This is a genomic window from Actinophytocola sp., from assembly GCF_035634895.1.
In the GTDB taxonomy this organism is placed as follows: domain Bacteria; phylum Actinomycetota; class Actinomycetes; order Mycobacteriales; family Pseudonocardiaceae; genus Actinophytocola.
This window is the reverse complement of sequence record NZ_DASQCC010000189.1, coordinates 85,517-110,415: the sequence shown is the minus strand read 5'-3', so window position 1 is coordinate 110,415 and position 24,899 is coordinate 85,517. Positions and strand designations below refer to the sequence as shown.

At 69.9% G+C, this 24,899-nt stretch carries 27 protein-coding genes and 1 tRNA gene; 18 read left to right on the top strand and 10 right to left on the bottom strand.

Features of this window, described 5'->3' with window-relative positions; all coding sequences use genetic code 11:
- The 6 genes from VET29_RS28145 to VET29_RS28120 all read right to left on the bottom strand — a co-directional run.
- Nucleotides 1-533, bottom strand: a 533-nt coding sequence (locus VET29_RS28145) for a MarR family winged helix-turn-helix transcriptional regulator (RefSeq protein ID WP_324925849.1), incomplete at its 3' end; no start/stop codon positions are given.
- 13 nt (nucleotides 534-546) lie between these two features.
- The gene (locus VET29_RS28140; protein WP_324925847.1) at nucleotides 547-1,158 is read right to left on the bottom strand and encodes a CG0192-related protein; all 612 of its coding nucleotides are present in this window, start codon (nucleotides 1,156-1,158) and stop codon (nucleotides 547-549) included.
- A gap of 20 nt (nucleotides 1,159-1,178) precedes the next feature.
- Complete coding sequence (locus VET29_RS28135) at nucleotides 1,179-1,448, bottom strand: hypothetical protein (RefSeq protein WP_324925845.1); 270 nt, start codon at nucleotides 1,446-1,448, stop codon at nucleotides 1,179-1,181.
- Between the two features lie 60 nt (nucleotides 1,449-1,508).
- Nucleotides 1,509-2,414, bottom strand: a complete 906-nt coding sequence (locus tag VET29_RS28130) for a glycosyltransferase family 2 protein (protein ID WP_324925843.1) — start codon at nucleotides 2,412-2,414, stop codon at nucleotides 1,509-1,511.
- Nucleotides 2,415-3,233: an ABC transporter ATP-binding protein gene (locus VET29_RS28125; RefSeq protein WP_324925841.1), complete on the bottom strand. Its 819-nt coding sequence runs from the start codon at nucleotides 3,231-3,233 to the stop codon at nucleotides 2,415-2,417. It abuts the gene before it with no gap.
- Between the two features lie 20 nt (nucleotides 3,234-3,253).
- Nucleotides 3,254-4,168 carry an ABC transporter permease gene (locus tag VET29_RS28120; RefSeq protein ID WP_324925839.1) on the bottom strand — a complete coding sequence of 305 codons (915 nt, stop codon included), beginning with the start codon at nucleotides 4,166-4,168 and terminating at the stop codon, nucleotides 3,254-3,256.
- A 170-nt stretch (nucleotides 4,169-4,338) separates the two neighbouring features.
- On the opposite strand from VET29_RS28120, the gene VET29_RS28115 reads away from it, so the two are divergent.
- The 4 genes from VET29_RS28115 (at nucleotide 4,339) to pseI (ending at nucleotide 6,977) form a co-directional block, all read left to right on the top strand.
- Nucleotides 4,339-4,968, top strand: a complete 630-nt coding sequence (locus tag VET29_RS28115) for a hypothetical protein (protein ID WP_324925860.1) — start codon at nucleotides 4,339-4,341, stop codon at nucleotides 4,966-4,968.
- A gap of 10 nt (nucleotides 4,969-4,978) precedes the next feature.
- Nucleotides 4,979-5,437: a hypothetical protein gene (locus tag VET29_RS28110; protein ID WP_324925837.1), complete on the top strand. Its 459-nt coding sequence runs from the start codon at nucleotides 4,979-4,981 to the stop codon at nucleotides 5,435-5,437.
- A gap of 157 nt (nucleotides 5,438-5,594) precedes the next feature.
- Entirely contained in the window at nucleotides 5,595-5,816 is a 222-nt protein-coding gene (locus tag VET29_RS28105) for a hypothetical protein (RefSeq protein WP_324925835.1), read from the top strand.
- A gap of 111 nt (nucleotides 5,817-5,927) precedes the next feature.
- Complete coding sequence (pseI, locus tag VET29_RS28100; protein WP_324925833.1) at nucleotides 5,928-6,977, top strand: pseudaminic acid synthase; 1,050 nt, start codon at nucleotides 5,928-5,930, stop codon at nucleotides 6,975-6,977.
- A 59-nt stretch (nucleotides 6,978-7,036) separates the two neighbouring features.
- On the opposite strand, the gene VET29_RS28095 is transcribed toward pseI, so the two are convergent.
- The 3 genes from VET29_RS28095 to pseB are packed head-to-tail and all read right to left on the bottom strand — an operon-like array spanning nucleotide 7,037 to nucleotide 9,967.
- Nucleotides 7,037-7,828: a phosphotransferase enzyme family protein gene (locus VET29_RS28095; RefSeq protein ID WP_324925831.1), complete on the bottom strand. Its 792-nt coding sequence runs from the start codon at nucleotides 7,826-7,828 to the stop codon at nucleotides 7,037-7,039.
- The gene (locus VET29_RS28090; RefSeq protein WP_324925829.1) at nucleotides 7,828-8,991 is read right to left on the bottom strand and encodes a DegT/DnrJ/EryC1/StrS family aminotransferase; all 1,164 of its coding nucleotides are present in this window, start codon (nucleotides 8,989-8,991) and stop codon (nucleotides 7,828-7,830) included. Before VET29_RS28090 ends, VET29_RS28095 begins: the two co-directional genes overlap by 1 nt.
- A complete protein-coding gene (gene pseB, locus VET29_RS28085; protein ID WP_324925858.1) occupies nucleotides 8,984-9,967 on the bottom strand; it encodes a UDP-N-acetylglucosamine 4,6-dehydratase (inverting) in 984 nt (327 codons plus the stop codon). The genes VET29_RS28090 and pseB overlap by 8 nt, the downstream gene beginning before the upstream one ends.
- 43 nt (nucleotides 9,968-10,010) lie before the next feature.
- Between pseB and VET29_RS28080 the strand changes: the two genes are divergently transcribed.
- From VET29_RS28080 to VET29_RS28055, 6 genes are read left to right on the top strand one after another with little or no spacing between them, the layout of a single operon-like run.
- On the top strand, nucleotides 10,011-10,736 hold the full coding sequence (locus VET29_RS28080; RefSeq protein ID WP_324925827.1) for a glycosyltransferase family protein: 726 nt from the start codon (nucleotides 10,011-10,013) through the stop codon (nucleotides 10,734-10,736).
- A complete protein-coding gene (locus VET29_RS28075; RefSeq protein ID WP_324925825.1) occupies nucleotides 10,736-12,349 on the top strand; it encodes a bifunctional UDP-2,4-diacetamido-2,4,6-trideoxy-beta-L-altropyranose hydrolase/GNAT family N-acetyltransferase in 1,614 nt (537 codons plus the stop codon). Before VET29_RS28080 ends, VET29_RS28075 begins: the two co-directional genes overlap by 1 nt.
- Before the next feature lie 47 nt (nucleotides 12,350-12,396).
- Entirely contained in the window at nucleotides 12,397-12,762 is a 366-nt protein-coding gene (locus VET29_RS28070; protein ID WP_324925822.1) for a VOC family protein, read from the top strand.
- Nucleotides 12,759-13,514, top strand: a complete 756-nt coding sequence (locus tag VET29_RS28065) for a sulfite exporter TauE/SafE family protein (RefSeq protein ID WP_324925820.1) — start codon at nucleotides 12,759-12,761, stop codon at nucleotides 13,512-13,514. Before VET29_RS28070 ends, VET29_RS28065 begins: the two co-directional genes overlap by 4 nt.
- Nucleotides 13,515-13,574: 60 nt before the next feature.
- A complete protein-coding gene (locus VET29_RS28060; protein ID WP_324925818.1) occupies nucleotides 13,575-14,255 on the top strand; it encodes a dienelactone hydrolase family protein in 681 nt (226 codons plus the stop codon).
- A complete protein-coding gene (locus VET29_RS28055) occupies nucleotides 14,252-15,022 on the top strand; it encodes an ESX secretion-associated protein EspG (protein ID WP_324925816.1) in 771 nt (256 codons plus the stop codon). Before VET29_RS28060 ends, VET29_RS28055 begins: the two co-directional genes overlap by 4 nt.
- 16 nt (nucleotides 15,023-15,038) lie before the next feature.
- Here VET29_RS28055 and VET29_RS28050 read toward each other — a convergent pair.
- Nucleotides 15,039-15,113: transfer RNA gene (locus VET29_RS28050), tRNA-Glu, on the bottom strand.
- Between the two features lie 463 nt (nucleotides 15,114-15,576).
- On the opposite strand from VET29_RS28050, the gene VET29_RS28045 reads away from it, so the two are divergent.
- The 8 genes from VET29_RS28045 (at nucleotide 15,577) to VET29_RS28010 (ending at nucleotide 24,892) form a co-directional block, all read left to right on the top strand.
- Nucleotides 15,577-16,188 carry a hypothetical protein gene (locus VET29_RS28045; RefSeq protein WP_324925814.1) on the top strand — a complete coding sequence of 204 codons (612 nt, stop codon included), beginning with the start codon at nucleotides 15,577-15,579 and terminating at the stop codon, nucleotides 16,186-16,188.
- A 335-nt stretch (nucleotides 16,189-16,523) separates the two neighbouring features.
- The gene (locus VET29_RS28040; RefSeq protein WP_324925812.1) at nucleotides 16,524-19,118 is read left to right on the top strand and encodes a nitrate- and nitrite sensing domain-containing protein; all 2,595 of its coding nucleotides are present in this window, start codon (nucleotides 16,524-16,526) and stop codon (nucleotides 19,116-19,118) included.
- On the top strand, nucleotides 19,096-19,509 hold the full coding sequence (locus VET29_RS28035; protein WP_324925809.1) for a roadblock/LC7 domain-containing protein: 414 nt from the start codon (nucleotides 19,096-19,098) through the stop codon (nucleotides 19,507-19,509). Before VET29_RS28040 ends, VET29_RS28035 begins: the two co-directional genes overlap by 23 nt.
- Nucleotides 19,506-19,877, top strand: a complete 372-nt coding sequence (locus VET29_RS28030; protein WP_324925807.1) for a DUF742 domain-containing protein — start codon at nucleotides 19,506-19,508, stop codon at nucleotides 19,875-19,877. Before VET29_RS28035 ends, VET29_RS28030 begins: the two co-directional genes overlap by 4 nt.
- A complete protein-coding gene (locus VET29_RS28025; RefSeq protein ID WP_324925805.1) occupies nucleotides 19,858-20,442 on the top strand; it encodes an ATP/GTP-binding protein in 585 nt (194 codons plus the stop codon). The genes VET29_RS28030 and VET29_RS28025 overlap by 20 nt, the downstream gene beginning before the upstream one ends.
- A 139-nt stretch (nucleotides 20,443-20,581) precedes the next feature.
- Nucleotides 20,582-21,721 (top strand): cytochrome P450, encoded by a 1,140-nt coding sequence (locus VET29_RS28020; protein ID WP_324925803.1) that lies wholly within the window; start codon nucleotides 20,582-20,584, stop codon nucleotides 21,719-21,721.
- A gap of 336 nt (nucleotides 21,722-22,057) precedes the next feature.
- Entirely contained in the window at nucleotides 22,058-24,466 is a 2,409-nt protein-coding gene (locus tag VET29_RS28015) for an ATP-binding protein (protein WP_324925801.1), read from the top strand.
- Nucleotides 24,467-24,469: 3 nt separating this feature from the next.
- The gene (locus VET29_RS28010; protein WP_324925799.1) at nucleotides 24,470-24,892 is read left to right on the top strand and encodes a roadblock/LC7 domain-containing protein; all 423 of its coding nucleotides are present in this window, start codon (nucleotides 24,470-24,472) and stop codon (nucleotides 24,890-24,892) included.
- The last annotated feature ends 7 nt before the right edge of the window (nucleotides 24,893-24,899 follow it).

The following is a 24,899-nucleotide window of genomic DNA, read 5'->3' as shown; positions in this document are numbered from 1 at the left end:
GAGATGCCGAGGCCGGCGTCGAAACCGTCCTCGAAGCGCACGGCCAGCTCGGCGAAGTAGGCGGTCAGGCAGTGCCGGGCGTGCGGGTGGTCCGGGTCGGCCGGCGCGACCGTGACCAGGCCGGCGGTCAACAGGCGGTCGACCCCGCGCATGGCCTCGACCAGCCGCGCCCGCTGCCTCGCGTTCAGGGGCGCCAGGAGCGAGCTGGCGAGGTCGTCGGCCCGCTCGTCGAGGATCGCCCGCTCGCGCCGGCCGGGCGCGGTGAGGCGGGCGATCCGGACCCTGCGGTCCTGGTCGCTCGGTTCGACGGTCACCAGCCCGGCCGACTCCAGCGAGCGCAGCAGCCGGCTCAGGTAGCCGGAGTCCAGGTCGAGCCGGGCCCGCAGGTCACGTACGTCCGCGCCCTCGTCGATCTCCCACAGCAGCCGCGCCTCGCCCAGCGGGCGGTCCCGTGCCAGGTAGTGGTCGTTGAGTGCCCCCACGCGCTGGGTCACCAGCCGGGTGAACCGTCGAACCTCCGCGACAGCGTCCATTCGCTGACTTTAGTCAGAGATTCGAGGCGTACGCCAGTACTCGCGTCTCGCCGTCCCACGTACCGGTCAGCGCCGGCCGGCTCGTCCCGGTGTCGCCGATCCGCCGGAGGACGGTCAGCTCGACGGTGTCCGTGACCACGACGGTCGGGTCGCCGTCCTCGACGCGGCGAACCTGCCCGACCCCGGGTGCCCCGGCCCGTCCGCTCCCGGCGATGGCCATGGTCGGCTCGCGGTACACCCGCCTGCCGTCGTCCTCGAAGTACTCCTCGGCCTGGTCGTCGCCGGCGAGGATCGCGCGGGCCAGCGCCGCGGCGTAGACGGGGTCCCCGCACGCGTCGTACACCCAGCGCGTGCCGAGCGTGCCGTGTTCGGCGGTGGCGACGAGGAAGTCGTCGGCGCCGGGCAGCGGCGTCTCGCGGTAGGACAGCGGGACCTGGTGGACCGGCCCGCCGGCCGACCGGACCAGCATGGTCTCCATGCCGACCGCGCCGGCGGGGTCGTCGAAGCGGAACCCGGCGACCCGCTCGACCTCACCGTCCCCCTCGTACCAGCGACGGGTGGGCAGCCAGACCGACAGCAGCTCGAGCTTCGTGGGACGCAGTGTCGTGCGGTGGAGAAGTGCCATGCGGCAGATCGTAGGGACTCCTACGAGACGGCGAACCCGTGTCGGCGCGCCACCGTGCCGTACACCCGCGCGTTCGGGGGCAGCTCGTCCAGATGCGCGGTCACCACGTGGGCGAAGTTCACCGCGACCGAGGCGCCGTCCGCCAGGCCCACGGAGTCGACCTTCGCCGCCGACAACAGCTCCGGCAGTCTCGGCGCCAGCTCGCGCGCGACCTCGTCGGACAGCGCGAACACCACCGGCTCGCCACTGCCGGTCATGTGCAGCACCAGCGCGTGTTTGGGATCAGCCATACCCCAACACCACCACCGACCGGCGCGCGGGGCAACGAGAGTTCGCCGCCAGCGGATCCGCTAGAAGCGGAAGAACCTCTCCCGCCTGCCCTGCCGCACCAGCTTGAGCCACTGCATGAACGCCTTCGGGTCCCGCTTGGTGCCGAGGAAGTACAGGCCGAACCGGACCAGCTCCAGCATGCCGATCTTGCGCAGTCCCGGCTGCGACAGCAGGTACCCGCGGTTGCGGTAGGTGTAGTACCGCTTCACCTCGTTCTCCGGGTCCTGCGCGTGGAACCGGCCGCCCAGCATCGGCTTGAACTCCTCGGAGCCGTCCGGGTGCAGGTAGGCGGCGCGCAGCGAGGTGCCGAACGGCAGCCCGGACCGCACGAGCCGCCGGTGGATCTCCACCTCGTCGCCGCGGAAGAACAGGCGGTAGTCCGGCACGCCGATGACGTCCAGCGTCGCCGCGCGGAACAGGGCGCCGTTGAACAGCGAGGCGATGCCGGGCAGGAAGTCCGTGCCCAGCTCGGCCGCGCTGCGCTTCCACGTCAGGCCGCGCCGGAGCGGGAACGCCAGCTTCGCCGGGGACTCGATGTTCGACACCACCGGCGAGATCTGCGCCAGGTTGCGTGACCGAGCCTCGTCGAGCAGGATCTCCAGCACGTTCTCGTCCGCCGGGCGGCCGTCGTCGTCCGCGCACCACACCCACTCGGCGCCCATCGACAACGCGTGCAGCATGCCAAGGGCGAAGCCACCCGCCCCGCCGAGGTTGCGGTGCGAGGCGAGGTAGGTGGACGGCACCGGGCAGCTCTCGACGATGTCCGCGACCGGGTCGTCAGGGCCGTTGTCGACCACGACGAGGTGGTCCGGCGGCCGGGTCTGCGCGCCGATCATCTTCAGTGAGTCGGCGAGCAGCTCCCTGCGATGGCGGGTGACCACCACGGCGACCACCGCGTTCGACGGCAACTGCCCATCGAAGTTCATTCAGACCTCGCCGCCGTTGGTTGTGAGCGCCTTCTCGACGCCGAGACGGTCGAGAGTCTCGGTGTCCATGCCCGGGAACGGGTCCCTACCCTTGTAGCCGGTGATGACCTCGCGCAACGAGCCGTGCATCTTCACGTGCCCCTCGTCCATCCAGATGGCCGTGTTGCACAGCTCGAACAATAGGTCGTCCTGGTGCGAGGCGAACACCAACATGCCGGAGCGCTTCACCAGATCCACCAGACGGGTCCGCGCCTTCGCGAGGAACGCCGCGTCGACCGCGCCGATGCCCTCGTCAAGCAGCAGGATCTCCGGGTCGATCGAGGTGACCACGCCCAGCGCGAGGCGGACCCGCATGCCGGTCGAGTACGTCCGCAGCGGCATCTGCAGGTAGTCGCCGAGCTCGGTGAACTCCGCGATGTCGTCGACCCGCTTCTCCATCTGCTTGCGGGTCATGCCGAGGAACAGACCGCGGATCATGATGTTCTCGAGCCCGGAGATCTCCGGGTCCATGCCGACGCCGAGGTCGAAGACCGGCGCGACCTTGCCGATGGTCCTGGCAGAGCCGCGGGTCGGCTCGTAGATGCCGGCCAGCAGCCGGAGCAGTGTCGACTTGCCGGCGCCGTTGTGGCCGACCAGCCCGACCCGGTCGCCCTCCTTGAGCGACAGTGAGATGTCGTGCAGTGCCTCGATGATCGGCACCTTCTGCTCGGTGCCGATCTTGCCGCCCACCTTGCCGAGGACGAGCTTCTTCAGGGAACGGGACTTCGCGTCGAAGATCGGGAAGTCGACGGAGGCGTTCCAGACGTCGATACTGACCATTGGCTTCTCTCTCGCCTCGCTCAGACCCAGTAGGAGACTCGGGCACGGTAGTTACGCATGGCCACGAAGGCCAGCGCCCACCCCACAACGGTAAACCCGCCGACGACAGCCCAGTGATGCCAGCTCTGGGAGTTGCCGATCAGCGGTGCGCGCAGGATCTGCACGAAGTGGTACAGGGGGTTCAGCTCGGCGATCAGGATCTTCCAGTCGGCGCCGCCACCGATCCGGTTGGTCAGGATGTCGGTGGTCCACACGATCGGCGTCATGAAGAACAGCAGGTTCACCACGCTCGAGATGACCGGGGGGATGTCCCGGTAGCGCGTGGAGATGATGCCGAAGAGGATCGCGACCCAGCCGCCGTTCAGGGCCAGCAGCGCGAACGCGGGGATCGCCAGGAGGATCGTCGCGCTGATTCCCGGCTGCGGGTCCCCACCCGGCGAGATCTCGTAGCCGGACGTCGTCAGGTCGCTCCAGAAGATGACCACGATGACCACGTACACCAGCAGGTTGTGCGCGAGCATCAGGGTGAGCCGCCACACCGTGCGCAGCGCGTACACGGTCAGCGGCGCGGGCAGGTGCTTGATCAGGCCCTCGTTGCCGATGAACGTGTCGGTGCCCTCGATGAGGCAGCCGAGCATGAAGTTCCAGACGATGAACCCGACCGTGACGTACGGGAGGAACGTCGGGATGTTCGCGCTGAACAGCTGTGAGTAGAGCAGGCCGAGCCCGATGGCGGTGATCGCCATCGAGAGCGTGATCCACAGCGGGCCGATCACCGACCGGCGGTAGCGCTGCTTGATGTCCTGCCAGCCGAGATGCCCCCACAGCTCGCGCTGTTTGACGCCCTCGACGATGTCCTCCCACGCACGCGACCAGCTACGGCTGGAAGGGGGTGGAGGTGCCTGCTCCTGCTCGGCAGTGCTCGTTACTGACACGGTTATCGAGCGTACCGGCGGCCACCGTGCGTGCCGCAGGGGATGCGGTTCGCGCAGACCGTTACGTTGCGTGCAGGGAAACCGTTACGTTCCAAACAGGGCATTCGTTTCAGTGTGTAGGCCTGGTAACTTCTCCGCCCATGGTCGACGTCGTCCCTGTGCAGAGCGTCATGCGCTCGCTTGTTGACGTCTATGCCGAACACCCGGAACCACGCACCGTGGCCGTCGTCGGCAACATGCCGATGGCGGCGAACGAGGAGCGCGCCAAGGCGATCGACGCCTGTGACCTGGTCTTTCGGGTCAACGGCTTCGTGACCGACGAGCCAGGTGCGCCGCCGACGGTCGGCAGTCGTTGTCACGTCGTGGTGTTCAACCGTGCACTGCGGGCGACGAAGTACGTCTTCGAGAACTACCGCAAGCGGCTGTACCTCATGGTCGAGCCGGGCCGCCTGCACTGGGAGCCGGACATGCTGCCCGGCTGGTGGCCCGAGGACCTCGGCCTGGTGCCGGTCAACAACGCGGAGGTCACGCTGCCGTTGTCGGACGCCCTCGGCCTGCCCACTCGTGCCGAGGGCACCTGGGCGACCACCGGCACGATGGCGGCGTGGATCGCGCGAACCTGCTACCCGGAGGCTGAGCTGCTGCTGACCGGGTACTCGTTCATCGACGACCCGAACCAGACCTCCTGGATGCACGCGGCCGGCGACTCCTGCATCGTCGGACCGGAGCACCAGATCGCCGCCGAGGGGCGGCTGCTCGACTCGTGGACCAAGACCGGCCTGACCAGGCTGCTTCGCTGAGGGAATGACATTGAGCAACATTCGCAACCTGTGGGGCGCACGGCAGGTCGTGTCCGACCGCGTCAAGCGCCTGATCGACTACCGGATCAACGAGCGGGTCCCGCTCGAGGAGTTGCGGCACTACTACGACAAGATCAACCGGCTCCACGACGAGTACCACGGCACGGTCGGCGACATGCGTGGGCGCCTCGACGACCTGATCCGGCGCTTCGACGAGGTTGAGCGGTTGCAGAAGTGGAGCGCCAACGAGCTGGAGCGGATCATCCCGCAGGTGGCCGCCCAGGAGTCCCAGCTGGAGTCGCTGCGGGAGAAGATCAGCGCCGTCCCGGCCGCGGACGGCCCGCAGGTCGACGAGGCGCGCTCGCTGATCGACGAGATCCGCCGTGAGCACATGCAGATTCGCGTGCGTCTTACCGCCGTGGCGCAGTACGAGGACCGGCTGCGGAAGCTCGAAGATCGCGCTGAGTGATCGTTAGGGTTCTCGAGTCACTTTCCGTTGCCGTTCTTAACAGTTTAACGTTCAAGTGGGAAATGTTGAACTGTGTAGTCTTGGGATCAACTCTGTTGCCCGCTACTCCATTCGTGGACCCTGAATCCTGTATACAGGCGCGATAGGGGTCCGGGACATGGTTGAAGTGCAGTGGTGGCGGTCCGCTTACGACAACCGGGTGCATGCCTTCGGCAACGAGGAGGCTGGACGCGACTTCGGGGAGGCGCTGTGCGAACACTGCGTCCCCAATTCCAAGATCCAGTGCACGGACGACGGTGAACGCTGTCTGGCGTGCATGTTGATCTTCGGGGATCTGTTGGCGGACACGTATGGCGAGTCGTCCTGGCGGGCTTCCTGAGCCGGTTTTCCGGAGTTTGATAGGAGGCCTGACCAGTTCGGTTTCGGGCATCGGCCCGGGCGGTGGCGGCATGGTGGGGGCCATGTCTTTCGCCCGGGGTACGTTGCGTGTATGCGTGAAGTCCGTATCGGTAAGCACACTGTCGGCCCGGGGCACCGGCCCTTCGTCATCGCCGAGATGTCCGGGAACCACAACGGGTCGCTGGACCGTGCCCTCGCGATCGTCGACGCCGTGGCCGCGTCGGGGGCGCAGGCGCTGAAGCTCCAGACCTACCGGGCGGACACGATCACCATCGACGTCGACACGCCCGCGTTCCGCATCTCGTCCGACCACTCGCTCTGGGGCGGGGAGAACCTCTACTCCCTGTACGAGAAGGCCCACACGCCGTGGGAGTGGCACGCGCCCATCTTCGAGCGGGCGGCCGCGCAGGGGCTCACGGTCTTCTCCAGCCCCTTCGACCCGACCGCGATCGAGCTGCTGGAAAGCCTCGACGCGCCGGCATACAAGATCGCATCGGCCGAGATCGTGGACCTGCCGCTGATCGAGCTGTGTGCGCGGACCGGCAAGCCGCTGGTCATCTCGACCGGGATGGCCAACGTGGCGGAGATCCACGCCGCGGTCGCCACCGCCCGGGCCGCTGGCAACGACCAGCTCATCGTGCTCGGGTGCACGGCGTCCTACCCGGCGTCCCCCGCGGACAGCAACCTGCGAGGCATCCCGCTGATCGCCGACGCCTTCGACGTCGTGCCGGGGCTCTCGGACCACACTCCGGGCATCGGTGTGCCGGTGGCCGCGGTCGCGCTCGGGGCGTGCGCCATCGAGAAGCACGTCACGCTGGCCCGGTCGGACGGGGGAGTGGACAGCGACTTCTCGCTCGAGCCGGCGGAGCTGGCCGCGCTCGCCGTCGAGACCGAGCGGGCGTGGCAGGCGCTGGGTGTCCCCCGGATCGGGCCCAAGGAGAGTGAGCGGGAGGTCCTCCGGCTGCGGCGGTCGCTCTACGTGGTGGCCGACGTTTCGGAGGGGGACGAGGTGACCATCTCGAACGTGCGTTCGATTCGACCGGCCGGTGGGCTGCCACCCGTCGAGCTGTCCACAGTCCTGGGTCGGCGGTTCCGTGTCAGCGCGGTGAGGGGCACGCCGCTGACCTGGGATCTCATCTAGTTATCCACAGGCATGTGTATCGCAAACGCTTGCTGGCACACAGGTTGTCCACAACAGGGTCAGTTATCCACAAAATGATCCACAGGCAGGCGAGCGAGGCGGCGGCGCGCATACGTTGGCTCCATGAACCACGCATTCGCCACCTCCCAGGCGTCGACGGCCGCTCTCGCGCTTGCCGTCGCCGCTGCTGTTGACCCTGCCGCTGTCCTTGCCGTCGTCCTTGCCGTCGTCGTCGCTGTCATAGTCGCTGTTGTCGCCGGGACCTGGTGGCCGGGTAGGTCGCCCAGGTCCAGCCACGGGTGGTCCACGCGCGCCTCGTCCCAGTCCAGGAAGCCGATTCCGCCGTCGTCCTGGACGCGGATGTTCGCCGCGCAGGGGTCGCCGTGGACGACGGTCGTCGGGCCGGTCAGGGCTCGCCACGCTTTCCGGCACGTCGCCACGACGGATGCCGGCATCCTGGTGAGGTCCACGTCGCCGCCCTGATCCCGGGTCAGCAGCTCACGGGTGCCGGGGAAGTCCGGGCGCGGTGGCCAGCCGGCCATCAGGGCATGGAGCCTGCGCAGCTCGTCCGCCACGAGCGGCCAGTCGCCGTCGGCCGGCTCGCGGCCGGGCAGCCACTCCTGCACCACCACGCCGTCGACGTGGCGGCGGCCGTCCCGTGCCGGAACCACCGTCGGAACGGTGAAGTCGTTGCGGGACAGGTGATCCAGGAGGTCCAGCTCCCACTCCAGGGACGCCGGCGAGCGTCGGGAGCGTCGGGCGACCCGGTCGCCGGCCCGGTAGACCTCGTTGCGGTGACCGCCACCCAGGCGCGCACCGAGCGGTGGCGAGCCCCATGGCGACAGGTCCATCAGAAAAAGCCACGCACCAGGTCGATCACACGGTCCACGTCCGCGTCGGACAGGTCCGGGAAGAGAGGTAGGGACAACTCTTCGGCATAGAACTGCTCGGCGTTCGGGCACATGCCGCGCTGGTAGCCGAGGTCCTCTAACACCGGGTGCCAGTACACGGGAAGGTAGTTCACCTGCACGCCGATTCCGTTGGCGCGTAGGTGTTCGTAGAGATCCCGCCTGCGCCCGTCGAGCACCCGCAGCGCGTACAGGTGCCACATCGGGTCGGCGCCCGGCAGTGTCACGGGGGTGCGCACGCCGTCCACATCGGACAGGCCGGCGGTGTACCTGGCGTGGATCTCGGCGCGGCGTGCCCTGAACCGGTCCAGCCGCCGGAGCTGACTGGAGCCCAGGGCACACAACACGTCGGGCAACCGGTAGTTCAGGCCGAACTCGTGCACCTCCTGGTGCCAGCCGCCCTCGTCGGGGTAACGCAGCCGGTCGGGGTCGCGTACGAGGCCGTGGTTGCGGAACTCGGCGGCCCGCCGTGCCAGGTCCGGGATCGGCGACGCGACCGCGCCGCCCTCCGCGGTGGTGAGGTTCTTGGTCGGAAAGAAGGAGAAGGTGGTGATATCGGCCAGTGTGCCGACCGGTCGGCCCTGCCAGGCGCCACCGATCGAGTGCGCGGCGTCGTCCAGCAGCAGGGCGCCGCCGTCGTGCGCGATCTTGGCCAGCTCGTCGTGCTGGGCGGGGTGGCCGGCGTAGTCCACGGCGGACACGACACGGGTGCGCGTGGTCATCGCGGCCGCGGCGGCGTCCGGCAGCAGGTTGCCGGTCTCCGGTGACACGTCCGCGAAGACCACCGTGGCGCCGCGCAGTATCGCGGTGGCGGCGGTCGCCACGAAGGTCATGGGCGCGCAGACGACCTCGTCACCGGCGCCGATGGCCGCCGCGGCGTACGCGACGTGGAGTGCGGCGGTGCCGGACGTCACGGTCACGGTCGCCGCGCCGCCGGCCAGCGTGGACAGTTCCTCCTCGAACTGGCGTACGGCAGGCCCGGTCGTCAGCCAGTCACCGCGGAGGACCGCCGCGACCGCGTCGATGTCCTCATCGGTCACCGACTGCCGGCCGTACGGGAGTGTCGGACGGGTAGCTCCGTCCCTCGGCTCCCGAACGTCACCCATACTGCGCCACCAGCGTCCGCAGGTCGTCGTCGGACAGCCACAGGTCGTTGGTGTCCGAGCGGTACGCGAAGCCCTCCGGCACGGACTTGCCGCCCGCCGGGGGCTCGTAGCCCCAGCCGGCGATGTGCGGCATCACGACATACCGGTCGTCGAGCAGGAGGGTCCGGCGGGAGTCGTCCGGGGCGATCATCTCCTCGTGGAGCTTCTCGCCGGGGCGGACGCCGACCTCCTTGGTCGGGCTGTTCGGCGCGATCACCCTGGCCAGGTCGGTGATCCGCATGCTCGGGATGCGTGGCACGTACAACTCGCCGCCGTGCATCTGGTCGAAAGAGTTGACCACGAACTCCACGGCCTGCGGCAGCGTGATCCAGAAGCGGGTCATCCGGTAGTCGGTGATCGGCAGGGCCTCGCCACGCTCGGCCAGGGAGCGGAAGAACGGGATGACACTGCCGCGCGACCCCATGACGTTGCCGTAGCGCACGACGGAGAACCGGGTCACATGGCCGGCCGCGTAGTGGTTGCCGGAGATGAACAGGCGGTCCGCGCAGAGCTTGGTCGCGCCGTAGAGGTTGATCGGGCTCGACGCCTTGTCCGTCGACAGGGCCACGACCTTCTTGACCCCACAGTCGATGGCCGCCTCGATCACGTTCTGCGACCCCGTGACGTTCGTCTGGACGAACTCGAACGGGTTGTACTCGGCGGTGTCGACCTGCTTGAGCGCCGCGGCGTGCACCACGTAGTCCACGTCGTGCATGGCGCGCTCGAGCCGGCGCCGGTCCCGCACGTCGCCGATGAACCAACGCAGCCGTGGGTCGTCGGCGAACTGCTGGCGGGCCTCGTACTGCTTCAGCTCGTCCCGGGAGAGGATCACCAGTCGGCGCGGGTTCAGGTGCTCCAGCGCGTAGGCGATGAACGCCTTCCCGAAGGACCCCGTCCCGCCGGTGAGCAGGATGCTGGCCCCTTCCAGGAGCGCCATGGTGTTACCTCCCCGGTCGGCGTGTTTCTGCCAGTGCGCCATCATGACACCCGTGCGAGTCAACGCGGTCATCCAGGCACGGTTGTCCTCGACCCGGCTGCCCGGCAAGGTGCTGCGGCCGCTGGGCGGAAAAACCGTGCTGAGCTGGGTGATCCGCGCCGCGGCGCGGACACACAACGTGGACACCGTGATCCTGGCGACGTCCACCGACCCGGCGGACGACGCGGTCGCCGAGGAGGCACGACGCTGCGGCGCCGCCGTCGTCCGCGGCCCGCTGGACGACGTGCTGACCCGGTACATGCTGGCGGTACGCGCACACCCGTGCGACGCCGTGCTGCGCCTCACGGCCGACTGCCCCCTGCACGACCCCAGGCTGATCGCGCAGGTCGTGGGCCTGTGGCGGGCCGACCCGACGCTCGACCACGTGTCGAACATCCTGGGCCGGCACTACCCGCGCGGACTGGACGCGGAGGTGATCCGGACCGCCACGCTCGAGGAGCAGGACCAGGTCGCGACGGGCACCCACCGTGAGCACGTGACGTCGGACATCTACACCCGACCGGAGGCCTACCGCTGTGCCGGGGTGGTGTCCGCCGTGGACAACTCGGACCTGCGCGTCACCCTGGACACCCCCGAGGACGCCGAACTGCTGGACGCGGTGGTGCGGGCGCTGGGCGACGACGTGCCGCGCTGGGAGGACGTGGTCGCGTTCCTGCGCTCCCGGCCGGACGTGGTGGCACTCAACGCGGCCGTGGCACAGAAGTCCTGATGCCGTCCCTGCTGCTACGCGCCGACGCGACCGCCGAGACAGGCGTGGGACACCTGTCCCGCTGCGTGGCGGTGGCGACGGCGGCCCGAGCCCGTGGCTGGGACGCCACACTCTGCGGAACCTTCACGGCGGGCCAGTGGCTGCTGGGCGACCTCCCCGTGGTCCCGTCCCCGCAACCGGCGGACGCGGTGCTGATCGACCACTACGGACTGGGCGAGGTGTCGCTCCAGTCACTGGTGGTGTCCATCGAGGACGGACGGTTCGGCCGCCGCCGAGCGGACATCGTGGTGGACTCGAACCTGTACACGACGGACCGTCCGGCCGACGGCTCACGGTTGGTACTGCGGGGTCCGCGGTACGCCCCACTGCGAGCGGAGATCCTCGCGGCCAGGGCGGCACGCGGCGGGGGATCGACACCGCCACGAGTCGTGGTGGTGATGGGAGGCGGCGCGGCCCCGGCGGCAGTGGCGGCAGCCGTGGAGGCATTGCGAGCGACCGGCGTGCCCGTGACGGTGACGGCGATCTCGTCGGCGCCCGTGCCGGGCGTCGAGGTGGTCCCACCCACGCCGGCGCTGCCGTCCCTGCTGGCGTCCGCGGACCTGGTGGTGAGCGCGGCGGGCGTGACGCTGCTGGAACTGTGCTGCATCGGCGTCCCGGCGGCACTGGTCCGAATCGCGGACAACCAGAAGGCCGGGTACGAGGCGGCGGTCACGCAGGGCCTGGCAGCGGGCCTGGGCACCGACCCCCGCGACCACACAGCCGACCTGCGCGCCCTGCTCCTCGACCCCGAGCGACGAAAAGCCATGGCGGCCAAGGCAATGACAGCCGTGGACGGCGAGGGCGCGAACAGGATCCTCAACGCGATCGAGACCGAGACCGCCGAGGCCGAGACCGCCGAGACCGAAACCGCCGAGGCATCCCTGTCGCACCCGCCGCACGAAAGTCCCATTGGCACGCGCGGGGGCCCCCCGTTCTCAACGCTACCAGCGGGGTCCGACGAATCCGGGGCGCGCGAGGGGTTGTCCACAGCCCCGATCGGGTTGGGCTCGCACGAAAGGGACTTTCGTGCGCCCGAGGGTCCCCCGGTTTCAACGCTACCGGAGGGCACCGACAACGCCGACAACTCCGACGGCACCGACAACGCCGTCGGCACCGGCAACGCCGGCAACACCGACGGTTCTGTGGTTCTCCGGGCCGCGACCGTTGGTGACTCCGGCCTTCTTCTTGCGTGGCGCAACGATCCCGGGACCCGGGCGTGGTCCCGCACCACCGACCCCGTCGCGCCCGCCGACCACAGTGGCTGGCTCGCCCGTGTCCTCGACGATCCCGGCCGCCGGCTCCTGATCGCCGAGCACGGCCGTGAACCCGTCGGCACCGTCCGGCTGGATCGCGAGGACGACCACTGGGAGATCAGCATCACGGTCGCGCCCGCGGCTCGTGGCCGCAAGCTCGCCGTCCCCATCCTTCTCGCCGCCGAGCGTGGCCTCGGCCGAACCACCATCCGGGCGTGCGTCAACCGGGACAACGCCGCCTCCTTGGCGATCTTCCGTCGTGCCGGCTACCGGCCGCTCGGCGCCGACGGCCCATGGCTCTGGTTCCACAAGGCCGTGTGACGCCCGCCGTAGCGCAGAAGACCCCCGCCACGTGCGACGATGCGCCCATGCCTGCGAGCTTCAAAGATCTCTGTCTCGACGCGGACGACCACCAGGCCCTCGCCGACTGGTGGTGCCGGGCCATGGGCTACGTCCGCAAGGACGTCCACCAGCCGCCGAAGGACGACTGGGCGCGGCCGGCCGCGTGGCCGGTCCCGATCGTCGACCCGGCGGGCGTGGGGCCGCTGATCTGGGTCGTCCCCGTGCCGGAGAAGAAGACCGTCAAGAACCGCATGCACCTCGACGTGGTCGGGGACCGGGACGAGCTCGTGCAGCTCGGCGCCACCGTCGTGCGCCGCAAGGACGACGACATCGAATGGGACGTGCTCGCCGACCCCGAGGGCAACGAGTTCTGCGTCTTCGCTCCCCGGTGACACCGCTGGAGATCGCGATCGTGGTGGTCGCCGGCTTTCTCGCCGGCGGCATCAACACGGTCGTCGGGTCGGGGACGCTCGTCACGTTCCCGGTCCTGCTCGGGCTCGGCTACCCACCGGTCGTCGCGAACGTCTCGAACGGCCTCGGGCTCGTCCCCGGTTCGGTCACCGGCGCCATCGGCTACCGCCGGGAGCTGAAGGGACAGGGCGGGCGCCTGGTCAGGTTCGGCATCGTCACGGTGCTCGGCGCGGTCGTGGGTGCCCTGCTGCTCCTCACTCTCCCGGCCGGCGCCTTCGAAGCTGTCGTGCCGGTGCTGATCGTCGTCGCGATCGCGCTCGTCCTGTTGCAACCCCTCATCTCCAGGAAGCTCGCCGAGCGCACTCCTGACCGGCATCCGCACGGTGGGATCCCGTTGCTGCTCGGCGTGTTCGCGACCGCCGTCTACGGCGGCTACTTCGGCGCCGCGCAGGGTGTGATCCTCATCGCGCTCATGGGCATCCTCATGGAGGAGACGCTCCAGCGCCTCAACGCCGTCAAGAACGTCTTCGTCGCCACCGCCAACCTCGTGTCCGGTGTGGTCTTCGTGTTCGCCGCGGACGTGGACTGGCTGGTCGTGGCCCTGCTGGCCGGCGGATCCGTCCTCGGTGGCGTCGTCGGCGCCCGGATCGGCCGGCGGCTGCGGCCGATCTGGCTCCGAGCGGCCATTGTGGTCGTGGGGTTGGCGGCCATCGTCAAGCTGATTGTCACGTGATTACTCCGATCGGCTGGGAATCGTTGACTCCCGTTCACCTCGGCGTGGTTGGGTAGGCGGATGTCCGCAGCCACCCGCACCGAGCCTGTCCAGCTGGCCGACGGTCGTGCGCTCCGCATGACCTTCGCCCAACCGCACGGTGTCGTCAGAGGCGGCGTCGTGGTCCTGCACGAGGAACGCGGCATCACCCACACCATGCGGGCGCTGGTCTCCGGGCTGGCGGACGAGGGTTGGCTGACCATCGCCCCGCACATCTACGACGGCGACTCCACCGAGACCGATGCCGACACGGCACGGGACCGCGCCAGCACGCTGTCCGGCGACTCGGTGCTCGCCCACACCGACATCGCGTTCGGCTGGCTCGCGCAGCACGGCATCGAGGCGGACCGCATCGGCGTCGTGGGCTTCGAGCTTGGTGGCGCGGTGTCGCTCGTGGTGGCCGCGAGCCGCGACATCGGCGCGGCCGTCTCGGTCGCCGGCGGTGGCATTCTCCAGCCCGCGTCGCCCGGGCTGCCGGCGCTGGTGGACGTGGCGTCCGAGCTGCGGTGCCCGTGGCTGGGCCTGTTCGGCGACAAGGTGGCCGACGAGGTGGCGCTCCTGCGGGAAGCGGCGCGGCGCTCCGAGACGGCCAACGACGTCGTGCTCTACCCGGCCGCGGACCACAGGTTCGACATCTACCCGGACACGGCCATGGAGGCCTGGCAGCGCGTGCTGAACTGGTTCGACGCGCATCTGCGTTGAACGCCTCCCTGACCCATCAGGAGTTCGACCTCCTCTGGGAGCACCTCGGCTTCACCGAACGTCCCTACCCCCTCGACGTGGCCTCCTTCGGGCACACCGCGGCCGAACGCGCGGCGCTGCGTGCCGAGGTCCGGCAGTCCTTGCTGCACAAGGGGCTGCACGACGGCGCCGAGGTCGCGCCCGTGCTGGAGGAGCGGCTGGCGGTGCTCGGCCGGCACACGTTCAGCGTAGACGGCCGGTTGTCGGTCGGTGAGCACCTGAAGGTCCTGGCCGCGAGTGACGGCCGGCGTGGCGTGCTCGCCGCGCAGAACGACGCCGAGGTCCGCATCGCGTCCGTGCGGGACGCGCGGCTGGTGCCGGCGGTCGTCGTGTTGGTGCCGGACGAGAAGCCGGGGCCCGGCGGGGTCGCCAGGCTGCCGCGCGAGGTGTTCGACGCGGCCGTCGACGAGTACGCCAGGACCGGGTACGCGGGCCTCGAACGCACGCTGACCGGGGGCGGCCTCACCGGCCGGGAGCTGGGGGCGGTGACCACGCTCGTCGAGTCCGCCCGGCACGGCGGTGGCCAGCTCGCCGCCAACGAGGTCGACCAGCTCGGCCGCCGCACCCGCACACCCGTGCTGAACTGGTTCGACACCGCCGCCGGCCGCTACCTCGTGCACGGCGAGTTCGACCGCGACCGGGTCGAGTGGCTGACGGTGGCACCCGCGGACACCGCCCGCCTCGAACAGCGGCTCACCGCACTGGCAGCCACGTTGAACAGCACGTGAGGCTGCCTCAGCGGCCTGGTGACGCGTACGGGGTTCGAACCCGTGTCTCCGGCTTGAGAGGCCAGTGTCCATACCGCTGGACCAACGCGCCCTCGGTGAAACCGTCGGATGCCCGCGAGTCGAACGCGGTGTCTCCTGATCCCAGGTCAGGTGGGTTGCCGTCCCCCTCGCACCCGTACACACGCACCCCGCGCGCTCTGCCCACCCGAGCCACGGAGGTATATCGAATTAATGGCATGACAAACAGCAGAGCCGCCTACCGGAATTCCCGGCCGACGGCTCCCGAAAGCATCCCCGCGATGCGGGTCACGGTGGGGAGCCAGGGCGCCGTTCCCGCAGCTCACGCGGGCACGGCTCGGGCAGCACGCGGCCACGGAGGCCCTGCTCCGGTCGCCGCTCGATGCCCGTCATGACCGCTCCTTCGAAGGTTTGTCCCACCGCCAACAATGGTCACTGAATCACCTGTTCGCGTCAACGTCATTTAATTGCGCGGGTTGACACAACCGTTATCCTGATCGACGACCTGCCCGCGAACGAACATTACGGGGATGATCATGCCGCGGCTATCGTTCGAGGAGCCCAAGGGCGGCCCCCTGGCGAAGGCGGCGCGGGCCAGAGAACAGGCGGAACAGCCGGAACAGGCGGAACAGCCGGAAGAGCGGGATGGCGACGCCACCGTGCTGTTCGAGCAGTTCACCGACGAGGCGGCCGACGCCCCGGACGCCGAGACGGAGCGCCGCGGCAACCGCGACACGGTCGTCGTCGTCCTCCGGGTCGCCACGGTCGCCGTGGCCATCGCGCTGGTCGGGTTCATCGTCCTGCTCACCACGGGTGGCGGCGAGGACCCGGAGGCAAACACGCCGGGCGTGCCCAAGATCGCGACCAGCCACGAGCCGTCCACGGGACCGACCACCTCGACCCCGCCGCTCGGCGCCATCGTCGCCCCGCCGGTGTACTCCCAGACCGCCGAGATCGTGCCTCCTCCCGTCACCCAGCCGACGGTCCCGACCAACCCCCAACCCGGCGGTCCGCAGCCACAGTTCGTCCGCCCGGGTGAGCCGTGTGACACTCCCGGTGCCTACGCGTTCACGGAGAGTTTCCAACCAATGGTGTGTGACGGGGGTCGCCGCGGCGAGCAACTCACCTGGCGCCGGATGTTCCGATAGGTCCAGACCAATCCGCACGGTGACGGGTCAGCAGCGCATTGCGACGAAATGACCCGTTTGGGGGAGTGTTTCGGGTCGTTATGCACCGCCCGCTGGTCTGGCCGGTTACCAGTTTTCTCGATGTGTACTGCATACCGGTAACAACCACCGTGACAATATTTGACTCGCCGTCCGACGGTGTTTACCGTTCCCGCTCGGGTCCGGGACGGCAAGTAGCGGTGCCCTAACGACAACCAGTGGGAACGCCGGAAGGAAAGCGGACCGCGGTGAAGAATACGTCCATCCGGCGGCGCCGGGCTCTGTCAATTCGTACCCGTGTGCTCACCCTCGCACTCGTGCCGAGCATCGTATTCTTGCTCGCCGGGGCGCTCGGTGCGGGATATCTGATCTTCGACGCGGCGAAGACCAAGAATTATTACCAGATCGCGAGCTCCGCGCAGGATCGGGTGCTCCCGCTGATCGTCTCGCTCCAGGAGGAGCGCCGCCTGACGCTGCGCCGCCTGGCCAGCTACGGCACCTTCCAGTCCGACCTCATCAAGCAGCGTGCCGGTACCGACTCGGTCGCCGGCCAGGCCATCGAGGGCCTCGACGAGCTGGCCTCGGTGGCGCCGGACAACGTGGACAAGTCCATCAGCCAGTTCAAGAGGTTGATGGGCGAGCTGCCCACCATGCGGGCCCGCGTCGACGGCGGCCAGGTGCCCATCAACGAGGCGTTCGACCTCTACAACGACATCGTCGACCAGTTCGTCGCCGGCGCGAAGGGCCTCGCGCAGTTCGCGCCGGACGCCGAGATCGCGTACCGGCAGATGATCGTCGCGCCGCTGCTGCAGGGCGCGGACCTCATGCAGCGCTCCGACGCCCTCGCCGCAGCGGAGCTGGTGGGCGGCGGCCTCACCCGGGTGGACTTCAGCACCTACCAGGGCCAGGTCGGCTCCTACCACCTGGAGCTCGAGGAGACCATCCCGCTCACCGAGCCGGCCGTGCAGGCGCAGTACCGCACGCTCACCGGCAGCTCGGCCTGGCTGCGGCTGATGTCGGTCGAGGACACGCTGGTCGGCGGCAGCAACAACATCCCGATCAGCGAGGACCTCTGGCGTGGTGCGGCCGGTGACGTCGCCAAGGCGCTGACGGTCATGCTCCAGAGCCAGAACGACGCCACCAACGCGCTGGCGCTGTCGAAGGTCAACGGCACGCTCACCGAGTCGATCATCGCGGCCGTGCTGGTGCTCCTGCTGGTGAGCGCGGTCTTCATCCTCGCGCTGCGGCTGTCGCGCCGGCTCATCGAACGCCTCATCCGCCTGCGGACCGAGACCCTCGAGCTGGCCGAGACCCATCTGCCCGGACTGGTCGAGCGGGTCCGGACCGGCGCGGACGTCCAGGCCAGCGAGGTCATGCTGCGTGAGTACGGCTCCGACGAGATCGGCGAGGTCGCGGACGCGTTCAACAAGGCGCAGCAGACCGCGGTCGCGGCGGCCGTCCAGGAGGCCAAGACCCGCGAGGGCACCAACAAGGTGTTCCTCAACATCGCCCGCCGCAGCCAGGGGATCGTGCAACGCCAGCTCAAGACGCTGGACGAGGCCGAGCGCAAGCAGGAGGACCCGGAGCAGCTCGAGGTGCTGTTCCAGCTGGACCACCTGACCACCCGCCAGCGGCGCAACGCGGAGAACCTGATCATTCTCGGTGGCGGTCAGCCGGGTAGGCGCTGGCGCAACCCGGTCAGCCTCACCGAGGTCGTCCGCGGCGCGGCCGCCGAGACCGAGGACTTCGCGCGGGTCAAGACGTCCAAGCTGCCGGCGCGCAAGGTCATCGGCCCGGTCGTCGGCGACCTCGTGCACCTGCTCGCCGAGCTGATCGACAACGCCACCACCTTCTCCCCGCCCGGTTCGCGGGTCGAGGTGCGGGGCAACATCGTCGGCCGTGGAGTCGTTCTCGAAATCGAGGACCAGGGACTCGGTATCGAAGCGGACCGCATCGGCGATCTCAACAGCATGCTCGCCAACCCACCGGACTTCGGCATCATGGCGCTGTCCGCCGAGCCGCGGCTCGGGCTGTTCGTGGTCGCCCGCCTCGCGGCACGCCACGGCATCGGCGTCTCGCTGCGGGACTCCGCGTACGGCGGCACCAGGGCGATCGTGCTGGTCCGCAACGAGCTGCTCGGCCCGGACACCGAGGCTCCCACCTCGGCCGACGAGGGCATCAAGCCGGAGCGGAAGGCGCCGCCGGAGACCCCGTCCGAGCGGACCGACAACAACCTCCCGGCCGTCACCTCGGTGTCGGGACCGGCGCCCGGCACGTCGATCAGGCTGTCGATCCCCGGCGCGGTGAACCTGCCCGGCCTGCCGCCGCTGCCGATGGTGGAGTCGCGGCCGGGCGAGGACCTGTTCCGGCCGCAGCTGCCCGCCGACGGCGACCTCAAGCCGAGCCTGCCGACGCGCCGGCCGCAGAGCCCGCCGCCGGAACAGCCGCCCGAGCCACCCAGGACGGCCACACCCGAGCCGCCTCGGGCGCCCGCGCCCATGCCGGAACCCGTCGCCGAGGAGCTCGCCGAGCCGGCCCCGCTGGACTCGGACACCCGCCAGCTGCCACCGGCACAGCCGGACGCGGCGCAGCCCCAGGCTGCACAGCCCCAGGCGGCACAGCAGTCGGCACAGCAGCAGGCGCAGCAGTTCGCGCCGCAGATGGCGGGCAGGCCGCCGCTTCCCCAGCGCCGGCGCCAGCAGAACCTGGCACCGCAGCTGCGGGAGGAGCCCGCTCCGTCGTGGCCCACGTCACAGGGCAACTCGGAGCTCGGCCGCGAGGACTCCCCGGAGCAGGCCCGGAGCAGGCTGGCCGCCTTCCAGGCGGGTAGCCGGCGGGGCCGGCACGCGCAGGGCGCCGAGGAGACGTTGAACGGGAGGAGCCCAGGCAATGGCCAACACCGCAGTGAATGAGCTGGACTGGCTGCTTGACGAGCTGGTCAAGCGAGTCGCCGGCGTCGACCGTGCCGTGGTGCTCTCTGCGGACGGCCTCCTGATCGGCCGGTCGAGCAACCTGTCCACCGGTGACGCGGAACACCTGTCGGCGGTCGCGTCCGCGTTCCAGAGCCTCGCCAGGGGCACCGGCCGCCACTTCGGCGGCGGGCACGTCCGGCAGACGCTGGTCGAGATGGACCACGCGTTCCTGTTCGTGACGGCGGCCGGGCACGGCGCGTGCCTCGCGCTGCTGGCCGACGAGCAGGCGGACGTGGGCATGATCGCGTACGAGATGAACATGATGGTCAAGCGCGTCGGCGCGGTCCTCACCGCCAAGCCGCGAGAGTTCCTGGATCGACCAGTGCCATGACAGCCAAGGACGAGGATTGGATCGACGAGGCCGACGGCTCGCTGGTTCGGCCGTACGCCATGACGGGTGGTCGCACGCGGTCGGACACCCTCGGTCTCGACCTGATCACCCTCGTCGTCGCGATGCACCCGGCCACGGAAGTCGACATCGAGCCGGAGTACGAACGGATCATGTCCGCCTGCCAGTTCCCGACCTCGGTGGTCGAGATAGCCGCCAAGGTCGACCTGCCACTGCAGGTGGTCAAGGTCCTGCTGAGCGACCTCATCAACCAGCGCCTTATTATTTTCCGCTCACCGGTCGCGCCGGCGAACGAGCGGCCAAGCCAACATGTTCTACAGGCGGTTCTCGATGGCATACGCAAGCTCTGACCCGCAAGCCAGGGCGACCAAGCTCGTGATCGCCGGCGGCTTCGGCGTCGGCAAGACCACCATGGTCGGTTCGGTGAGCGAGATCCCGCCGCTGCGCACCGAGGAGCTCATCACCGAGGCGTCGGAGGGCGTCGACGACCTGTCCGGCGTCGAGCAGAAGACCACGACGACGGTCGCGCTGGACTTCGGCCGCATCACGATCAACCCGCAGCTGATCCTGTACCTGTTCGGCACGCCCGGCCAGAACCGCTTCTGGTTCATGTGGGACGAGCTGGCCAGGGGCGCCATCGGCGCGGTCGTGCTGGCCGACACCCGTCGCCTGGACAGCTGCTTCGGCGCGGTGGACTTCTTCGAACGGCGCGGACTGCCGTTCGTGGTGGCGGTCAACTGCTTCGACAGCGCGTACCGCTACGGCACCGAGGAGGTCCGGGGCGCCCTCGACCTGGACGACAGCACCCCGATCCTGCTGTGCGACGCCCGCGACCGCGAGTCCACCAAGCAGGTCCTGATCACCCTCCTCCAACACGCGATGTCCGAGGCCCGCCTGACCGGCGCCCCCAGCTAACCCCGCGAGTCCCGCGTTCAAACACCCCGAGTCCCGCGTCGGGACACACCGAGTTGCGTTTTCGTGCACCCCGCCGGTTGACAGCGCCTGGGCCAATTCCAGATGATGACGTCATATGACAACAAAATCTGGAGCTGACATGTACGAGGTCGAGCTGACCGACCCCGCGGTGATCCGCGACCCGTTCACCGCCTACCGGCATGCCCGTGAGGCGGCACGGGTCGTGCGCCTGAAGGTCCCCGGCATGCCGATGTGGGCGCTGACCGGGCACGGCGACGCGCGGGCCATGCTGACCGACCCCCGGTTCGCGATCACGTCGAGCAGCTTCGTCGGCATCCCGGGCGTCCCGGCGGGCTACGACGAGTACCTGCGGACGATGTCCGAGCTGGACGGCCCCGACCACCTGCGCCTACGCCGCCTTGCCGCGCCCGCGTTCACCGCCCGGCGCGCCCAGGACTTCCGCGCGGACGTCGAGCCGGTGGTGGCGAAGCTCCTCGCCGAGCTGCCGCCGGCGCCCGACCTGCTGCGCGACTTCGCGAAGCCGCTCCCGATGCACGTGATCTGCGAGCTGGTGGGCATCCCGGCCGGGGAACGGCCGGCCTGGGTGGAGTGGGGCGCGATCGTCGCCGACTTCGACGCTCCGCGCCTCGGCGGGGCGATACCGGGCATCGTCGAGTCCGCGAGGTCCATCGTCGCCGCCCGCCCCCGAACGGGCCTCCTGGCGGATCTGGTGGCCGCGGAGGACCGCCTGACCGACACGGAGCTCGTCACCCTCGTCTGGCACCTGGTCCTGGCCGGCCAGACCCCGGCGAACCTGATCGCGAACGCGGTGGCCGAGCTGTGGGCCCGCCCGGACGCGCTGGCCGCACTGCGCGCCGACCCGTCCCTCCTGCCGGGCGCGGTCGACGAGCTGATGCGCTGGTGCGGCCCCCAGCTGCTGACCGTCCCGCGCCACGCGACCGAGGACGTCGACCTGTTCGGCACGGCGGTGAAGGCCGGCGAGCCGGTCACCGTCGCGATAGCGGCCGCCAACCGTGACCCACGGGCGTTCCCCGACCCCGACGACTTCGACATGACCCGCGGCGCGGCGACCCACCTGGGGTTCGGTCATGGCCCTCACTTCTGCCTCGGCGCCGCGCACGCCCGGGTGCAGACCGAGGTGGCCCTGTCCGCCCTGCTCGCCCGTGGGCTGACGCTCGCCGCCGACCCGGTGGAACTTCGCGCCCCGGACCCGGGCACCTGGCGTCTCACCGCCCTCCCGGTCCGCCTCGGCGGCTGACGATCACCCGGCGTCCGAGTTGGATCGGACTTGACGGTCGACTAAAAACACGCGTTTTCCCTTGCGGTACAAGGAATCCACAAAGGCAGTCGCCGTATGCAACTTGCAGATCCAGCGCTGATCATCACACTAATGGAGCAGCCTGACAGCTTGACTAACCGTTTTTTTCGGACAGCACTGGCAGACTTCCGGCTCACGTCTTGACAGGCAAGCTTGGTTCCGATTGTCTCCTGATCCGGCGCCCAGGTCGGGACAGCAGCAAGCAACTCGTGACGCCGGTGCAAGGGCGATCATCTTGTGCGCGTACAGCGCAGCTCGAGTTAGGCGGAATGTCAGATGGGCAGTGGGGCCCCGGAGCCAACGAAGCGGGTTTCCACCAGATGGCGCATCGACAACTGGAACCTGCGCACGAAGGTCGCGGCGGTGCTGCTGCTACCGGCCGTCATCGCGCTCGTGCTCGGTGCCATCCGTGTCGAGGGGCGACTGGACGAGGCCAACCGGCTGAGCACGATCCGCGACCAGATGGTCGTGCTCGGCGAGTCGCTGAAGCTCGCCGACCTCGTGGTCGACGAGATGATCACCGCGGTGATCAACGACCCGGCACAGCGCCCGCGGCTGCGTGCCCAGCGCGCCGCCGTGGACCAGCAGGTCATCAAGGTGCGCAACGCGGTGGACTTCGCGCAGCTGCCCCCGGAGGTCGACCGCACACTGTCCGACTCGCTCGGTCGCCTCGCCGCGGTCCGCGTGCAGACCAGCAACGACGTCGGTGACCCGGTCACGGACCTCGCCGCGTACCAGGAGGTCGTCAACGGCCTCACCGAGCTCGTGCCCGGCGTGGTCGGCGTCGCACAGAGCGACGACCTCGACGAGCTGTCCAACTCGGTCCGCGCGCTGGTGCTGCTCCGGTCGGCACTCGCCGCCGAGGAGGCGCTGATCCGGTTCGCCGGCCAGCCGCCGCAGACGCCGCAACGCATCGCCTCCGCCGCGCAGCAGTCCGCCGCGGAGGAACGGGTGCTCGGCGAGCAGCTGCAGATCGCGCTGCCCGAGTTCCAGCAGACCGACTTCTCCGCGGCGACCGAGACCGCGCCGACCCGCCGGGCCACCCTGCAGGACGCGGTCGTCACGCCGGACGCGGTCGACCTGCGCAGCCTGCTGCCGAACATCCAGACCGAGGCCTCCCGCGTCCGCGACCTGTCCACCGACCTGGTCAACTTCCTCGGCGACACGGTCACCAACCGCACCAACGACGCCCGCTCGGCCGCGCTGCGTGACACCGCGATCGTCATCGCCGCCCTGCTGATCGCCCTCGCGGTCGCGCTGGTCGTGTCCCGCTCGCTGCTCGACCCCGTCCGCCGCCTCCGCCAGGCCGCACTGACCGCCGCGCGCGAGCAGCTGCCGAGGGCGGTCGAGCGCGTGCGCGCCGGTGAGCAGATCTCCTGGAGCACCAGGCAGTCGGTGCCGGTGCGGACCACCGAGGAGATCGGCCAGCTGGCCCGCGCGTTCGACGACATGCACGAGCAGGCCATCCGCCTCGCCGCCGAGCAGGCCGAGCTGCGCCGCCAGGTCAGCGAGATGTTCATGACACTGTCCCGCCGCAGCCAGACGCTCGTCGAGTCGCAGCTGGAGGTCATCGAGGGCCTGGAGTCCGACGAGCAGGACCCGCGCCGGCTCTCCGGCCTGTTCCGCCTCGACCACCTCGCGACCCGCCTGCGCCGCAACGGCGAGAACCTCCAGGTCCTCGCCGGCGGCTCGCCCGCCCGCCGGGACAGCGCGCCGGTCACGGTCGTCGAGCTGCTGCGTGCCGCCACGTCCGAGATCGACGACTACCGCCGGATCACCCTCGCGCACGCGCCGAGCGGCTCGGTCCGCGCGGTCGCCGCCGCGGACGTCGTGCACATCCTGTCCGAGCTGCTGGAGAACGCGACCCGCTACTCGCCGCCGGACCAGAAGGTGGTCCTGTCCGCCGACCGCGGCGCCGACGGCGGCCTGCTGTTCGAGGTGGTCGACGCGGGCCTCGGCATGGCGTCCGACGACATCGAGGCCGCCAACCACCGCCTCGCCGCGACCGACTACGTCGGCCCCGAGACCACCCGCCGCATGGGTCTGTTCGTGGTCTCCCGCCTCGCCGCCCGGCACGGTGTCACCGTCCGGCTGCGGCCCACGTTCGAGCGGGCGTCGCGGGCCGGCATCACGGCCAGCATCCACCTGCCCGGCGCGCTGGTGATCGCGGGGACGACCCCGGAGAACATGGTCACCGCCGTGGCCACCCGGCGTGAGCTCGTGGCCGCGACCGCGAAGCTCGAACCAACGCCCATCTGGCCGACCGCGCACCTCGACCACGGAACCGACCACCGCTTCGAGGAGTTCGCCGCGGCGCAGCCGGCCACCTCGAGCTGGTTCGTCGAGGAGACCTACCCGGACACCGGGAAGACCGGGAACGGCAACGGGGGCAACGGCGAGGGCAACCGCGCGCCGCACAACAAGTGGCTGTCGCCGACCGCGCGTCCCGCGGCCGAGCAGACGCCCGCGCGTCAGGCCGCGACCACGTCGGCCGGCCTGCCGGTCCGCACTCCCGGCGCACGAGCGGTGCCGACCGAGCGGTCGCACGCCAGCACCCCCGATACCGGTTTCCGGGATCCGGAGTCGATCCGGAACAACCTTTCGCGACACTACGACGGCGTACTCGCCGCGCGTCGCGCGCGGGAGGAGCCAGAACCGGGCGGGAATGGCAAAGGGAGTGACTGACTGATGACTGAAGGCACGACGGCGACCGAACCGTCGTTGGGCTGGTTGGTTTCCGCGTTCACCAAGGAAGTTCCAGGGGTGGCGCATGCGGTGTTGGTGTCGGCGGACGGGTTGCTGGTGGCTGCCAGCGACGCGCTGCCGCGTGACCGCGCTGACCAGATGTCCGCGCTGACCGCCGGGCTCACGAGCCTCACGGTCGGCGCCGCCGAGCTGTTCACGGCGGGCCGGGTCGTCCAGTCGGTGATCGAGATGGAACACGGCTTCCTGCTGCTGATGAGCGTCGGCGACGGCTCGCACCTCGCCGTGATCGCCGCGGCGGGCTGCGACATCGGACTGGTCGGTTACGAGATGACACTGCTCGTCGACCGCGTGGGCCGCATGGTCGACACCCCCGTCCGCGGAGGCGAAGCCGCAGAGCAGGGTTGAGGGTAGG